12 protein-coding genes are annotated in these 14,659 nt (G+C 72.5%); 11 read left to right on the top strand and 1 reads right to left on the bottom strand.

Going from position 1 to position 14,659, the window contains the following annotated elements; all coding sequences use genetic code 11:
• Positions 1-42 precede the first annotated feature (42 nt).
• The 7 genes from KV381_RS12985 to KV381_RS12955 all read left to right on the top strand — a co-directional run bounded on the left by KV381_RS12985 (position 43) and on the right by KV381_RS12955 (position 8,781).
• Positions 43-1,014, top strand: coding sequence for a LysR family transcriptional regulator (locus tag KV381_RS12985; protein ID WP_030087523.1), 972 nt, complete (start codon positions 43-45; stop codon positions 1,012-1,014).
• Positions 1,015-1,177: 163 nt separating this feature from the next.
• Positions 1,178-1,870, top strand: coding sequence for a hypothetical protein (locus KV381_RS12980; protein ID WP_218785247.1), 693 nt, complete (start codon positions 1,178-1,180; stop codon positions 1,868-1,870).
• 87 nt (positions 1,871-1,957) lie between these two features.
• Complete coding sequence (locus tag KV381_RS12975) at positions 1,958-4,087, top strand: glycosyltransferase (RefSeq protein WP_030087527.1); 2,130 nt, start codon at positions 1,958-1,960, stop codon at positions 4,085-4,087.
• Positions 4,084-5,247 (top strand): acyltransferase, encoded by a 1,164-nt coding sequence (locus tag KV381_RS12970; protein ID WP_218785246.1) that lies wholly within the window; start codon positions 4,084-4,086, stop codon positions 5,245-5,247. The genes KV381_RS12975 and KV381_RS12970 overlap by 4 nt, the downstream gene beginning before the upstream one ends.
• 170 nt (positions 5,248-5,417) lie before the next feature.
• Positions 5,418-6,749 (top strand): NarK/NasA family nitrate transporter, encoded by a 1,332-nt coding sequence (locus KV381_RS12965; protein WP_086779162.1) that lies wholly within the window; start codon positions 5,418-5,420, stop codon positions 6,747-6,749.
• 181 nt (positions 6,750-6,930) lie between these two features.
• On the top strand, positions 6,931-8,073 hold the full coding sequence (locus KV381_RS12960) for a uroporphyrinogen-III synthase (protein WP_030087534.1): 1,143 nt from the start codon (positions 6,931-6,933) through the stop codon (positions 8,071-8,073).
• A gap of 144 nt (positions 8,074-8,217) precedes the next feature.
• Positions 8,218-8,781, top strand: coding sequence for a GNAT family N-acetyltransferase (locus KV381_RS12955; protein WP_086779163.1), 564 nt, complete (start codon positions 8,218-8,220; stop codon positions 8,779-8,781).
• Here KV381_RS12955 and KV381_RS12950 read toward each other — a convergent pair.
• Complete coding sequence (locus tag KV381_RS12950) at positions 8,714-9,367, bottom strand: GNAT family N-acetyltransferase (protein WP_230543675.1); 654 nt, start codon at positions 9,365-9,367, stop codon at positions 8,714-8,716. The two genes, KV381_RS12955 and KV381_RS12950, sit on opposite strands and share 68 nt — an antisense overlap.
• Before the next feature lie 102 nt (positions 9,368-9,469).
• Here KV381_RS12950 and KV381_RS12945 point away from each other — a divergent pair, with 102 nt between their 5' ends.
• From KV381_RS12945 to KV381_RS12930, 4 genes are all read left to right on the top strand, one after another.
• Positions 9,470-10,138 carry an ABATE domain-containing protein gene (locus tag KV381_RS12945; RefSeq protein WP_032791065.1) on the top strand — a complete coding sequence of 223 codons (669 nt, stop codon included), beginning with the start codon at positions 9,470-9,472 and terminating at the stop codon, positions 10,136-10,138.
• A 66-nt stretch (positions 10,139-10,204) separates the two neighbouring features.
• Entirely contained in the window at positions 10,205-10,792 is a 588-nt protein-coding gene (locus KV381_RS12940; RefSeq protein WP_063751866.1) for a sigma-70 family RNA polymerase sigma factor, read from the top strand.
• Positions 10,789-11,745 carry an anti-sigma factor gene (locus tag KV381_RS12935; protein WP_256995060.1) on the top strand — a complete coding sequence of 319 codons (957 nt, stop codon included), beginning with the start codon at positions 10,789-10,791 and terminating at the stop codon, positions 11,743-11,745. The genes KV381_RS12940 and KV381_RS12935 overlap by 4 nt, the downstream gene beginning before the upstream one ends.
• 131 nt (positions 11,746-11,876) lie before the next feature.
• Positions 11,877-14,258: a UvrD-helicase domain-containing protein gene (locus KV381_RS12930; protein WP_218785244.1), complete on the top strand. Its 2,382-nt coding sequence runs from the start codon at positions 11,877-11,879 to the stop codon at positions 14,256-14,258.
• Positions 14,259-14,659: the final 401 nt, after the last annotated feature.

Below are 14,659 nucleotides of genomic sequence, written 5' to 3'. Positions count from 1 at the left end.
GCGTATGTGTTGTGAATGCGCCCCGCGCGGTAGATTCGCCGCGTGCCTCCCGCCGACACCGACCCCCGACTCCTGCGCGCCTTTCTCGCCGTCGCCGACGAACTGCACTTCACCCGGGCCGCGGCCCGGCTCTTCGTCGCGCAGCAGGCGCTGAGCCGGGACATCCGGCGGCTGGAGCGCGAACTGGGCGCCGAACTGTTCGTCCGGACCACCCGGCAGGTCGCGCTCACCCCGGACGGCGAACGTCTGCTGCCGTACGCCCGCCGGGTGCTCGACGCGCACGCCGAGCTCGCCGGGGCCTTCAGCGGCGCGCCCGCCCGGGCGCTGCTCGTGGACCTGAACAGCGACGGGGCCACCGCCGCCCGAGTGCTGGGACGCGCTCGCGAGCTGGTGCCCGAGTGCGAGCTGATGGCCCGCTTCGAGTCCGGGCTCACCTGGGCCGCCGCCGAGATCCTGGCCGGCCGGCTCGACGCCTCCTTCGGCCGGGCCGCGGGACTGGCCCCTGCGGTGCGCGCGGGTCTGGCCGTGCATCCCGTGCGGTACGAGCCGATGGCCCTGATGCTGCCCGTCTCTCATCCTCTCGCCGCGCAGGAGGTCGTCGCCCTGGCCGAGCTGTCCGGAGAGACCGTCTACGCGGGGGCCGGCAATGAGCGGACACGGGAGTGGACCGACCTCGCCGCGTTGCTGTTCGCCGAGTGGGGGATCGTCATGGCCCCACCCGTCCCCCTGGCCGTGGGGATGGCTGAATTTCAGCGGGTCATGTCGAAGGGAGGCCACCCCGTGCTCGCCGTCGTCGACTTCCCGCCGCTGCCGGGAACGGTGCTGCGTCCGCTCGTCGATCCCATTCCGCTTTCGCCGCTCGCGCTGGTCTGGCGCACAGGCCTGAACCATCCGGGCGTAGACGCGCTGCGCAACGCTACTGACCAGTTGGCCCTTGCCGAGGGGTGGCTGGTCCGGCCGTCCGGATCCTGGCTGCCCGCGTCCGATCTATCACTGATGCGCAACCGTTCCTGATCAACTCCGTTCAGGGGCACTTGGGCGTCAATGTCGTGCGCTACATTCATCGTCCGGGTGCATGTACGCCAGGTTCTCGGACGGGGTGGGGACCCAGTCCGACAGTAAAGAACCGGTCAAATTCGGTGTGCCCGATTCTTTGAGTGGGGGATGGGCTGCACCTGTGGACAATTGGCGCGAAGGCAAGAGAACCGGGCACACGCATGAGCCCAACGACGCGACGATCCAGCTCGACGGACTGGGCCGCCAACTCGCCGAACTGCCCGGCGAGCCCGCCCCGCCGGACGGCTCCGACGGCCCCGTCTTCGTCGACGAGAGCGGCCGCCGCGGCAAGACCTTCCGGCGCCTCGGCTGGGTCCTGGCCGCCGTCTGTGCCGCCTACGCCGTGACGCTGGTCTTCGCCGTCCTCGGCGGCAACTCCAGCGCCCCCTGGCTGCCCCTGTCCGGACCCGAGGAGAAGGCGAAGGCGGAGCAGGTCGAGGAGCTCCCCGAGCCCAGCGCCGACACCGTGGACGACGGCCTCGCCGACGACGCCCCGGAGCCCGGGCCCAGCGCGTCGGGCGCCCCGGCGGACGGCGCGTCCGGCGCCCCCGCGGGCGCCACCCCGTCGGCCACCTCCGTGGTCGTGCCCGCCGGTTCGGCGGACCGCCCCTCCGCGTCCGCCTCCGCGGACCCGTCCCGGCCCGCCACGGGCGGTGGCGGCGGTGGCGGCGCCACGAAACCGGCCCCCACGACCTCGACCGCCAAGCCGCCGGTCGACCCCACGCCGCCGACCACCGAGCCGGAGCCGAGCGAACCGACGGCCCCGCCCGTCGATGACCCCGAACAGCCGGTGCAAGAAGAGAGCGCCCCGTAAATGAACTCCCCCGCCACGCGGGGCAGGAACGGCAAGGACGGCAGGAGGAGGAAGGCGTCACGTGGCCGGAGCCGACTCCGGCTCCCCATGCGCTACCTCCTGCCGACGACACTTCTCGTCGCCCTGCTCGCGATGCTGATGCTGCGCGGATACGTGCACAGCGAGATCCTCGCCGACCACCGGGTCCGCGACGCCGCCCCCACCCACCGGGTGCCGAAGGACGTCCTGACCGGCGGGCCCGTCATCGACGCCCGCTCCGGTGACGCGAAGACCCTGCGCATACCCGACCGCCGGATCGTCCTGACCTTCGACGACGGGCCCGACCCGGTGTGGACGCCGAAGGTGCTCGACAAGCTGAAGGAGTACGACGCCCACGGCGTGTTCTTCGTCACCGGCAACATGGCCGCCCGCCACCCGGACCTGGTCCGGCGGATGGTGGAGGAGGGCCACGAGCTCGGACTGCACACCTTCAACCACCCCGACCTCTCCTACCAGTCCTCCGCGCGCATCGACTGGGAGCTGTCGCAGAACCAGCTGGCGCTGGCGGGCGCGGCGGGCATCCGCACCTCGATCTTCCGGCCGCCGTACTCCTCCTTCTCGGACGCCATGGACAACAAGTCCTGGCCGGTCACGGAGTACATCGGCAGCCGCGGCTACCTCACCGTCGTCAACGACACCGACAGCGAGGACTGGAAGCGCCCCGGCGTCCGCGCCATCGTCGAACGGGCCACGCCGAAGAACGGCAAGGGCGCGATCATCCTGATGCACGACTCCGGCGGTGACCGCTCGCAGACCGTGGCCGCGCTGGACACCCTGCTGCCCGACCTCAAGGAGAAGGGCTACACCTTCACCCGGCTCACCACCGCCCTGGACGCCCCCAGCGCCCACACCCCGGTCACCGGGTTCGCGCTGTGGAAGGGCAAGGCGTTCGTCTCCGCCGTCGCCGTCTCCGAGCGGATCACCGGCGTCCTCGTCGTCGGGCTCGCGGCCATCGGCGTGCTGGTGCTGGCCCGCTTCGGGCTGATGCTGCTGCTCTCCTTCCTGCACGCCCGCAAGGTCCGCCGCAGGAACTTCAGCTGGGGCACGCCCGTCACCCGCCCGGTCTCCGTCCTGGTCCCCGCGTACAACGAACGCGAGTGCATCGAGGCGACCGTGCGCTCCCTCGTCGCGAGCGAGCACCCGATCGAGATCATCGTCATCGACGACGGCTCCACCGACGGCACCGCCGACCTCGTCGAGGCCATGCGGCTGCCCCGCGTACGGGTCGTGCGCCAGCAGAACGCGGGCAAACCCGCCGCCCTCAACAACGGCATCCGGCACGCCCGCTACGACATCGTCGTGATGATGGACGGCGACACCGTCTTCGAGCCGGCCACGGTCCGCGAGCTGGTCCAGCCCTTCGGCGACCCCCGGGTCGGAGCCGTCGCGGGCAACGCCAAGGTCGGCAACCGCGACTCCCTCATCGGCGCCTGGCAGCACATCGAGTACGTGATGGGCTTCAACCTGGACCGCCGGATGTACGACGTGCTCGGCTGCATGCCCACCATCCCCGGCGCGGTCGGGGCGTTCCGCCGCGAGGCCCTGGAGCGGGTCGGAGGGATGAGCGAGGACACCCTCGCCGAGGACACCGACGTCACCATGGCCCTGCACCGGGACGGCTGGCGCGTGGTCTACGCCGAGAACGCCCGCGCCTGGACCGAGGCCCCGGAGTCCGTGCAGCAGCTCTGGTCGCAGCGCTACCGGTGGTCGTACGGCACCATGCAGGCGATCTGGAAGCACCGCCGGGCCGTCATCGAACGCGGGCCGTCGGGCCGCTTCGGACGGGTCGGACTGCCCTTCGTCTCCCTCTTCATGGTCGTCGCCCCGCTGCTCGCCCCGCTGATCGACGTGTTCCTGCTGTACGGGCTGATCTTCGGCCCGACCGGCAAGACGGTGGCCGCATGGTTCGGCGTCCTGGTGGTCCAGGCGGTCTGCGCCGCGTACGCGTTCCGGCTGGACCGGGAACGCATGACGCACCTGGTCTCGCTGCCGCTCCAGCAGATCCTCTACCGCCAGCTCATGTACGTCGTGCTGCTCCAGTCCTGGATCACCGCACTCACCGGCGGCCGGCTGCGCTGGCAGAAGCTGCGCCGCACCGGCGCGGTGGAGGCCCCCGGAGGCGTGTCCGCCCAGCGGCGCGGCACCGGGTCCGTCCCCGAGAGGAAGCCTGTCGGATGACCGCCCCCACCGTGCCCGTCGGGTCCTCCGTGGCGCCCCCCGCCGCGGCGAAGAAGCCCGGCCGGGACCGCTATCTCGACCTGCTCCGGACGATCGCCCTGGTCCGCGTGGTGATCTACCACATCTTCGGCTGGGCCTGGCTGACCGTCCTGTTCCCCTCCATGGGCGTGATGTTCGCGCTGGCCGGTTCGCTGATGGCCCGCTCGCTGTCCCGCCCGGCCCTCGGCGTCATCCGGGGCCGTGTCCGCCGCCTGCTGCCGCCCATGTGGGTGTTCTCGCTCGTCGTCGTACCGATGATGTTCGCGCTGAGCTGGCAGCCGGTGAAGTCCGAGGGCCTGTGGTGGTTCGTCAAACTGGCCTGGTACGTCTTCCCGGTCGGCGCACCCCCCTTCCCCTGGGCCAGCGGTGACCGGGCCGGACTGCTGGAGGACACCTGGGCGGTCCAGGCGGCGGGTCCGCTCTGGTACATCCGCGCCTACCTCTGGTTCGTCCTCGCCTCGCCCCTGCTGCTCCGGGCGTTCCGGAAACTGCCCTGGGCGACGCTGCTCGCCCCGCTCGGCCTGACCGCCGTGATCGGCACCGGACTGGTGACGATCCCCGGCGAGACCGGCAACGCGCTGAGCGACTTCGCGGTGTTCGGCTCCTGCTGGGTCCTGGGCTTCGCCCACCACGACGGCCTGTTCAAGGACGTGCCGCGCTACCTCACGATCTCGCTGGCGTCGATCGTCATGGGCTTCGGGCTGTGGTGGGCCTCCGGGCACCTGACCGCGGACGGCTGGGACCTCAACGACATCCCGCTCGCCCAGGCGGCCTGGTCGCTCGGCTTCTGCGTGATCCTGCTCCAGTACGCCCCGTCCTGGCAGGAGCTGCCCGGCCGGCTGGCCCGCTTCGACCGTCTGGTCACGCTCGCCAACAACCGGGCCGTGACGATCTACCTCTGGCACAACCTGCTGATCCTGGCGACGGTCCCGCTGATAGACCTCCTCTGGAAGATCCCGTACGTGGACGCGCACCTGGGATCGACGGTCGAGGCCGGGTACACCCTGCTGATGACCCTGCTGATCTGGCCGCTGCTCGCGCTCATGATCGTCGCCGTGGGCTGGGTGGAGGACGTCGCCGCCCGACGCCGGCCCCGGCTCTGGCCGGACGGCAGACGGTAGAGCTCCGTCTCACCGGGCCGTCCCACCGGGCCGTCCCACCGGGCCATCTCACCGGGCCGGAAACGGCCCGGTGAGAGCAAGGTTGCGCACCGGTCACCTCGCGGCACCACGCCGAAACGCGGGCTCCCTAGCGTCGGGAACAACACCCCGACCCCCTGTGGAGGCGCGTGATGGCAGGCCGTTGGATCGAGACCTGGGAGCCGGAGGACGAGACGTTCTGGCGGGAGAAGGGAGAACGCGTCGCCCGCCGCAACCTGTGGTTCTCCGTGCTCTCCGAGCACATCGGATTCTCCATCTGGACCCTGTGGTCGGTGATGGTCCTGTTCATGGGACCGGAGTACGGCATCGACCCGGCCGGAAAGTTCTTCCTCATCTCGACCGCCACCCTGGTCGGCGCGCTGGTGCGGGTGCCGTACACCTTCGCCGTCGCCCGCTTCGGCGGCCGCAACTGGACGGTCTTCAGCGCGGTGAGCCTGCTCGTCCCGACGCTGGCCGCGTTCTGGGTGATGGAACCGGGCACCTCGTACGCCACCTTCGTCGCGGTCGCGGCGCTCACCGGGATCGGCGGCGGCAACTTCGCCTCCTCGATGACCAACATCAACGCCTTCTTCCCGCTCCGCAAGAAGGGCTGGGCGCTCGGCCTCAACGCGGGCGGCGGCAACGTCGGCGTCCCCGTGGTCCAGCTCATCGGCCTGCTCGTCATCGGCACCCTGGGCGCCTCGCACCCCCGGATCGTCCTCGGCGTGTACATCCCGCTGATCGTCCTGTCCGCCGTCTGCGCCGCCCTGTACATGGACAACCTGCGGCCCGTGAAGAACGACACCGGGGCCGCGCTGGAGGCCGTCCGCGATCCGCACACCTGGCTGATGTCGGTCCTCTACATCGGCACCTTCGGCTCGTTCATCGGCTACAGCTTCGCCTTCGGCCTGGTGCTCCAGACGCAGTTCGGCCGCACCCCGCTCCAGGCCGCGTCGCTCACCTTCATCGGCCCGCTGCTGGGCTCGCTGATCCGGCCGGTCGGAGGCCGGCTCGCCGACCGGTACGGCGGCGCGCGGATCACCCTGGCCACCTTCGCCGCGATGGCCGCCGCCACCGGCGTCGTCATCCAGGCCTCGGGAACCGCCTCGCTGCCCGTCTTCCTCACCGGCTTCACCGCCCTGTTCGTCCTGACGGGCCTCGGCAACGGATCGACGTACAAGATGATCCCCGGCATCTTCCACGCCAAGGCGCTGGCCCGGGGGCTCGACGGCGAGGCGGCCGCCGCCCACGGCCGGCGGCTCTCCGGCGCGGCCATGGGCCTCATCGGGGCCGTCGGCGCGCTCGGCGGGCTGGCCATCAACCTCGCCTTCCGCCAGTCCTTCCAGGCCTCCGGCACCGGAACCGCGGCCTTCTGGTCCTTCCTCGCCTTCTACGGGGTGTGTTTCACCCTCACCTGGGCGGTATACCTTCGCCGCCCCGCACCCGTGACCGCACGGGCCCAGCTCGGTTACGCGGAGGTGTGAGGGGGCCCGGAGGACGACATCCCGGAGTCGTACGACGTAACGGCCGGGAAATACGGAGGAACCGAGCCTGTCACGCACCGTTGGCAGTCTCGGGCCTCCGCACATCGCCCGACCGCGGGAACATCGCGTACCAGCGGGAACACCCCGTACCAGCGGGACCACAGGAGCCGGGGAACACGCCATGCAGGACGACGACACAACGCACGGCCCCCTCGCGGGCTTCACCGTCGGGGTGACCGCCGCCCGCCGGGCCGAGGAGCTGGGCACGCTCCTCAAGCGCCGCGGGGCCGCCGTCCTGCACGCCCCCGCCCTGCGGATCGTGCAGCTCGCCGACGACAGCGAACTCCTCGCCGCCACCAAGGAACTCATCGGCCACGCGCCGGACATCGCGGTCGCCACCACCGCGATCGGCTTCCGCGGCTGGATCGAGGCGGCCGACGGCTGGGGCATCGGCGACGCGCTCCTCCAGACCCTGCGCGGGGTCGAACTCCTCGCCCGCGGCCCCAAGGTCAAGGGCGCCATCCGGGCCGCCGGGCTGACCGAGGCCTGGTCGCCCGGGTCCGAATCGATGGCCGAGGTCCTCGACCGGCTGCTGGCCGAAGGCGTCGCCGGACGCCGGGTCGCGCTCCAGCTGCACGGCGAACCGCTGCCCGGCTTCGTCGAGTCGCTGACGGCCGCGGGCGCCGAGGTCGTCGTCGTACCCGTCTACCGCTGGATGCCGCCGCAGGACCTCGCCCCGCTCGACCGGATGCTCGACGTCACGGCCGCCCGGGGCCTGGACGCGATCACCTTCACCAGCGCCCCCGCCGCCGCCTCCTTCCTCGGCCGCGCCGAGACCCGCGGACTGCTGCCCGAGGTCCTCGGCGCGCTGCGCGACGACGTCCTGGTCGCCTGCGTCGGACCGGTCACCGCCCTGCCGCTCCAGGCCCGGGGCGTCGACACCCTCCAGCCGGAACGCTTCCGGCTCGGCCCCCTCGTCCAGCTGATGTGCGCCCACCTCCCGGCGGCCGCCCGGATCCTGCCCGTCGCCGGCCACCGCGTCGAGATCCGCGGCCACGCGGTCCTCGTCGACGACGAACTGCGCGCGGTGCCGCCCGCGGGCATGGCCCTCCTGCACGCGCTGGCCCGCCGCCCCGGCTGGGTGGTGGCCCGCGCCGACCTGCTGCGGGCGCTGCCCGGCAGTGGCACCGACGAGCACGCGGTGGAGACCGCGATGGCCCGGCTGCGCACGGCGCTGGGCGTGCCCCGGCTGATCCAGACGGTCGTCAAACGCGGCTACCGGCTGGCGCTGGACCCGTCGGCGGACACGAAGTACGGGCGCTGAGAGCCCGGGGGCCCTGGCGCAGGGGGCACACATCCAGGTCGGCGAGGCCCACGGTCCGGCGCCCGGCCGCCCCGGCTGGCGTGACAGGTGCCCGGCGTCCCGGCCTGTGTGACCGGTGCCCGGCGTCCCGGCTAGCGTGACCGGATGACCGACCGCACCCACCTCCTCGCCCCCGACGTGGCCTTCCGGCCCGTCGAGCTCACCGACGCGCCCTCCTTCGCCACGGCCCTCACCCGCAACCGCGCGTACATGCGGCGCTGGGAACCCGTACGCCCCGAGACCTTCTACACCGTCGAGGGCCAGGCCGCCCGGCTGACCGCGCTGCTGGCCGACCGGGACGCCGGGCGCTCCATGCCCTGGGTGCTCGCGGACGCCGACGACCGGGTGGTCGGCGGCTTCACGCTCTCCGGCATCGAGCGCGGCCCCTTCCGCAACGGCCGCCTCGGCTACTGGGTCGACGAGGGCCACACCGGACGGGGACTGGCCACCGCCGCCGTCCACGCGGTCTGCGAGGCGGCCCGCGACCGGCTGGGCCTGCACCGCGTCGAGGCGGCCACCGTCACCGACAACGCCCCGTCCCAACAGGTGCTCGCCAAAGCCGGGTTCGAGCGGATCGGCACCGCGCCCGGCTATCTGCACATCAACGCCCGCTGGCGCGACCACCATCTGTTCCAGCGGCTTCTCCACGACGACCCGCCGGCCGGCTGAGCGCCGCCGCCGGAGCCTCCCGCGCGTGCACATGGCCGTCCAGCGGATAGTCGGGCGGCAGCGCCGGGATCACCCGCGCCAACGGGTATCCGCCCTTCTCCGCCACCCGGCAGGAGGCTTCGTTGTCCACCTGGTGCAGCAACTCCAGCCGGGTCAGGCCCTGTTCGGCGAAGGTCGTGAACGCCCAGTCGGTGAGTGCCGCCAGCGCCCGCGGGGCCACGCCCCGGCCGCGCGCGGAGGCTGTCGTCCAATAGCCCACCTCCGCCCGGCCGCTCACCGGATCCGGCCGCTTCAGCACGGCGTTGCCGAGCGGTTCGTCATCCTGCCCGCCCTCCGTCACGGCGAAGGCGAAGCGGGTGCCCGAGGCCCACCCCGTACGCTGCGCCTCCAGCCAGTCGGCCGCCCCGTCCGGCCCGGAGACCTGGGTGGCCAGCCAGCGGTGCATCGCCGGATCCTCGTACGCCCGCAGCAGCGCGGGCAGATCCTCCTCGCGCCACCGGCGCAGCCGCAGCCCCCCGGAGCCGATCACATCGCTCCCGTCGTACCGGTCCGTGCGGTCCATGCGCGGCTCCCCCTCGTACTCCATGACCGTCACGGTACGGGGGCGGCGGCGGCGGGGGTTCCGGCCGGGCCCCGACAGGAGCACTCTGGGAAGGGTCGTTCCACCGGGTGATCCAGGGCGGTGAGCGTGAGCAGGACAGCGGGCAGGAGTGCGCGGACATGGCGGTTCGACGCGGGCCGGATCTGCCTCGATCTGGTGGCCACGGAACGCGCGGACGGAGTGCCCGGCACCTGTGAACAGCTCGACGGGCCCGCCCACTTGGCCCAGTGGCTGACCGCTGCCGGGCTCGTGCCGCCGGGCACCGTGCTGACCGGGCTGGACGACACCTGGGTGGTCCGTTTCCACGAACTGCGTTCCGCAGTCAGCCGCCTGATGGCCGCTCAGCTCGGCGGGCCGGAGACCGGCGGCGCACTGGAACTGCTCAACTCCCTTGCCTCCGGGGCGCCTCCGGGGCCGCGCGCGGTGCGCGGCGCTGACGGCGGCCTGGTGCGGGTCCTGAGCGCCGCGCCCGACTGCGCGGGGCTCCTCGCCGTCGTGGCCCGGGACGCGGTCGACCTGCTCACCGACCCGGTCGCGCGGGCGGCCCTGCGCCGCTGCCAGGGCGAGTCCTGCCACCGGCTCTACCTGGACACCTCGCGCGGCGGGCGGCGGCGCTGGTGCTCCGGCGAGGTCTGCGGCAACCGCGAACGGGTCGCCCGGCACCGGCGCAGGACCTCGGGAACGACCGACGCGTACGGCCGGGGGACACCGGGTGCGTACGGCCCGGAGAAAGAAATTCCGCCCGGCGTTGAATGAACCGGCCCCCGCCCCCGTATCGATGGTCCAAGAGCTCGTTTCAGAGGTCTCGACCGGGAGGTTCGGGTGCGCAAGGATGCGGCCGTGGCCGATGACCGTCCGCACAGGGCTCGACATCGCAGTGAGCCGCCCCCGTCCTCCTCCGGGATACCGGACGAGGAGCTGATGCGGGCGCTCTACCGCGAACATGCCGGGCCGCTGCTCGCGTACGTCCTCCGGCTCGTGGCGGGCGACCGCCAGCGGGCCGAGGACGTGGTGCAGGAGACGCTCATCCGTGCCTGGAAGAACGCCGGCCGGCTCAACCGGGCCACCGGCTCCGTCCGACCCTGGCTGGTGACGGTCGCCCGGCGCATCGTCATCGACAACCACCGCAGCCGGCAGGCCCGGCCGCGCGAGGTCGATCCGTCGCCGCTGGAGGTCATTCCCGCGGAGGACGAGATCGACAAGGCGCTGTGGCTGATGACGCTCTCCGACGCGCTCGAAGATTTGACCCCCGCGCACCGGGAAGCATTGGTCGAGACCTACTTCAAGGGACGTACGGTCAACGAGGCCGCCGAAGTGCTCGGCGTTCCCAGCGGGACCGTGCGGTCCCGGGTGTTCTACGCACTGCGTTCGATGAAGCTCGCACTCGAAGAGAGGGGGATCACGGCATGAGCGACCAGCAGTGGCAGCCGTTCGGGCCCCGGCCTCCCGGCCCCCGTACGCCGTCCGGTCCCTCACGTCCCCCGTATACCGCGGGTCCTGCACACCCCTCAGGGCCCGCGCACCTCCCCGGCCCCGGCGGCACGAATGGCCCCGGCGGCCCCACCGGCCCCGGCGGCCCGTTCGGCGTGGAGCCCGAAGGGTCCGAGCACGACGCGGCCGCCGCGTACGTCCTCGGCATCCTCGACGACGCGCAGGCGAGCGCCTTCGAGGCGCACCTCGCGGGCTGTGCCCGGTGCGCCGCGCATCTCGACGAGTTCGCCTCGATGGAGCCCATGCTCGCGATGCTCTCCGAGGCGCCCTCCGCCGTGCCCGGCGCCCGCCCCGTTCCGCACGTACCCGAGAAGCCCGCGCCCCGGGTGCTCGGCGGGCTGATGGACGAGGTCGCGCGCAAGCGGCACCGCCGTACCCGGCGCAGCCGCTATCTGGTCGCCGCGGCCGCCGCCCTGATCATCGGCGGCCCGGTCGCCGCGTTCGCGGTCACGGCGGGCGACGACCGCGGCGGCGGATCGGTGGCCGTGGGCGAGCCGCACCCCACCAGCCCGGCCGAGGACGCCTTCTTCGAGCACATGACGGAGAAGGTCTCCGCGACCGACCCCACCACCCGGGTCGGCGCGACCGTCGGCATGGAGGAGAAGGCCTGGGGCACCCACACGGTCCTGGAGCTGAAGAACGTCAAGGGACCGCAGAAGTGCAACCTGATCGCCGTCTCCAGGACCGGTGAGGAGGAGGTCGTCACCTCTTGGTCCGTCCCGCAGTGGGGGTACGGCATCGAGGGCGCCACGAACCCGACGGCCAAGGCCCCGCTGTATGTGCACGGCGGAGCGGCGATGGACCGGAAGGACATCGCCCGTTTCGAGGTGCGGACCTTCGACGGGGAGCGGCTGGTGGAGATCGGGGCCTGAACCGCGCCCGCCGCGCTTCCGCGCGCCCCCACCCGGTACGACGCGCGATCGGGATGCGGTCGGCAGATGCGCTCGGGCCCCCCTTCGCATAGGGTTGACGGCTGCCCAGTGCCGTTAAGAAGGGGGCCTCGGTGGCCGCGCAGGATGCCGCTGTCGAATCGCTGCGGGACCGGGAAATCGGTGTCGAGCAGGAGCATCTCGACCGTGTTTATCACCGCCTCGAAGAGAAGATCCACGAGGCGGAATTTCTTATGGACGACGCCGTGAAGCGGGGCCAGGTCGGTACGCCCGGCGCGCTCGCGGAGCGGGACGCCCAGGTGTTCCGGGCGGGGATCCACCTCAACCGGCTGAACAGCGAGTTCGAGGACTTCCTGTTCGGCAGGATCGACCTGCTGCTCGGCAAGGACGGGGAGCGCGGCCCGGACGGCGCGTACACCTCCGTCGAGCCGGCCGAGGACTCCGTACGGGACGACGCCACCGCCGACATCGCGGAGACGCTCCACATCGGCCGCATCGGGGTGCTGGACTCCGACTACGCCCCGCTGGTGATCGACTGGCGGGCTCCGGCCGCCGCCCCGTTCTACCGCTCCACCCCGAAGGAGCCCGGCCGCGTCGTACGCCGCCGGGTCATCCGCTCCAAGGGCCGCAAGGTCCTCGGGGTCGAGGACGACCTGATGCGCCCGGAGCTGACGGCGTATCTGGACGGCGAGCGGCTGCCGGTGATCGGGGACGGCGCGCTGATGGCGGCGCTCGGCCAGGCCCGCAGCCACACCATGCGGGACATCGTCTCCTCCATCCAGGCCGAACAGGACCTGGTCATCCGGGCCCCCGCCGCCTCCGTCACCGAGGTCACCGGCGGCCCCGGCACCGGCAAGACCGCCGTGGCCCTGCACCGGGCGGCGTATCTGCTCTACCAGGACCGGCGGCGGTACGCGGGCGGCATCCTGATCGTCTCGCCCACCCCGCTCCTGGTCGCGTACACCGAAGGCGTGCTGCCCTCGCTCGGTGAGGAGGGCCAGGTCGCGATCCGCGCGATCGGCTCGCTCTCCGACGACGCGGCGGGCCTCGAAGGCGCCACCGCCTACGACGAACCGGCCGTGGCCCGGATCAAGGGCTCCTCCCGGATGCTCCCTGTGCTGCGCAAGGCCGCCCGGGGCGCCCTGGAACAGGGCCGGCCAGCCGCGCCCCGCGAGGAGGCGGGCCAGCTCGCCTTCGGCGACGAGCCCGAACAGCGGGGGGCGACGACGCCTCCGAACCGGCTGCGCGTGGTCGCCTTCGGGGCCCGGGTCGAGCTGGAGGCCGACGAGCTCCAGCGCATCCGGCACAACGCCCTGGGCGGCACCGCCCCGGTCAACCTGCTGCGCCCGCGCGCCCGCAAGCTGCTGCTGGACGCCCTGTGGAGCAAGTCCTCCGGGCGCGGCCGGTACACCGACCCCCAGCTGGTCGCGGAGCTGCGCTCCTCGTTCGACGAGGACGTCTCCACCGAGACCCCGTTCCTGGAGTTCCTCGACGCCTGGTGGCCCGAGTTGACGCCGCGCCGGGTGCTGGCCGCGATGGCCGACGAACGGCGGCTCGCCTGCTGGTCCCGGCGCATCCTCAACCAGGGCGAGACGCGCCGCCTGGCCCGCTCCCTCAAGCGCCTGGACGCGGACGGCAACGGTCCGCTCTCCGTCCACGACGTGGCGCTGCTGGACGAGCTCCAGGCGCTGCTGGGCACCCCGAACCGGCCCCGGCGCAAGCGCGAGGCCGATCCGCTGGACCAGCTCACCGGTCTGGAGGAGCTGATGCCGCAGCGCGAGGAGACCCAGTGGGAGCGGGCCGAGCGGCTCGCGGCGGAGCGCACCGAGTACGCCCACGTCATCGTCGACGAGGCGCAGGACCTCACCCCGATGCAGTGGCGCATGGTCGGCCGCCGGGGCCGGCACGCCACCTGGACGGTCGTCGGCGACCCGGCCCAGTCCTCCTGGTCCGACCCGGACGAGGCGGCCGCCGCCCGCGACGAGGCGCTCGGCTCCCGGCCGCGCCGCCGCTTCACCCTCACCGTCAACTACCGCAACCCGGCGGAGATCGCGGAGCTGGCCGCGAAGGTGCTGGCGCTGGCGATGCCCGGCATGGAGTCCCCGGCGGCGGTCCGCTCGACCGGGGTGGTGCCCCGCTTCGAGCCGGTACGCGACGGGGAGCTGGCCGCCACGGTCCGCGAGGAGGCCGCCCGGCTGCTCGCGGAGGTGGACGGCACGGTCGGCGTGGTCGTCGCGATGAACCGCCGCGCCCAGGCCCGCGCATGGCTGGCGGAGCTGGGGGAGCGGGTGGTGGCGCTGGGCAGCCTGGAGGCCAAGGGCCTGGAGTACGACGCCACGGTGGTCGTCTCGCCCGCGGAGATCGCGGACGAGTCCCCGGCCGGTCTGCGGGTGCTGTACGTGGCGCTGACCCGGGCGACGCAGCAGCTCACGGTGGTCTCGGGGGAGCGGGACCTGCCGGACGAGGACGGGGTGCCGGACCTGCTGAGGGACTGACACGACAGGGTTCCGCGAGTCAACCCGGCGCACGGGAATCACTTTTCCGGGGTCTTTGTTACCGTGGTACTGGCACCGGCTCGATCCAAGCCCCCGGGCCCAACCTTCGTCGCTTCGAGCGACCACTTGCCGCGAGGCGAGCATGGCGGGTCGGTGCCACTTAGACGTAGAAGACAGACCCGCGTCACCTTCTGGTGGCGCGGGTCTGTTCTCGTTGTGGCGGTCCCGCCGACCGCTTTCCGCCGGTTGGGGGTTCCGCCGAACGGGTGATCTCTCGTATGGTGGAAACTACTTTCCGAAAGACGGCAGTCATTACCGGCTACCAGTCGGTAGGTGCGACGATCGGGAAGCGTGTCCGGAACGAGGGTTCCGGATGCGCGGCAATGAAGCTAAGGAAAGCG

Origin of the sequence: Streptomyces sp. WY228, from assembly GCF_019287315.1 — a bacterium.
In the GTDB taxonomy this organism is placed as follows: Bacteria; Actinomycetota; Actinomycetes; order Streptomycetales; family Streptomycetaceae; genus Streptomyces; species Streptomyces caviscabies.
The sequence above is the reverse complement of the archived record's forward strand: the minus strand, read 5'-3'. Positions and strand labels throughout refer to the sequence as shown.

Bases quoted from the DNA above. Each gene is read 5' to 3' on its own strand.
- KV381_RS12975 (WP_030087527.1), top strand. From the start codon at position 1,958: ATGCGCTACCTCCTGCCGACGACACTTCTCGTCGCCCTGCTCGCGATG.
- KV381_RS12970 (WP_218785246.1), top strand. From the start codon at position 4,084: ATGACCGCCCCCACCGTGCCCGTCGGGTCCTCCGTGGCGCCCCCCGCC.
- KV381_RS12965 (WP_086779162.1), top strand. From the start codon at position 5,418: ATGGCAGGCCGTTGGATCGAGACCTGGGAGCCGGAGGACGAGACGTTC.
- KV381_RS12960 (WP_030087534.1), top strand. From the start codon at position 6,931: ATGCAGGACGACGACACAACGCACGGCCCCCTCGCGGGCTTCACCGTC.
- KV381_RS12955 (WP_086779163.1), top strand. From the start codon at position 8,218: ATGACCGACCGCACCCACCTCCTCGCCCCCGACGTGGCCTTCCGGCCC.
- KV381_RS12950 (WP_230543675.1), bottom strand. From the start codon at position 9,367: ATGGAGTACGAGGGGGAGCCGCGCATGGACCGCACGGACCGGTACGAC.
- KV381_RS12935 (WP_256995060.1), top strand. From the start codon at position 10,789: ATGAGCGACCAGCAGTGGCAGCCGTTCGGGCCCCGGCCTCCCGGCCCC.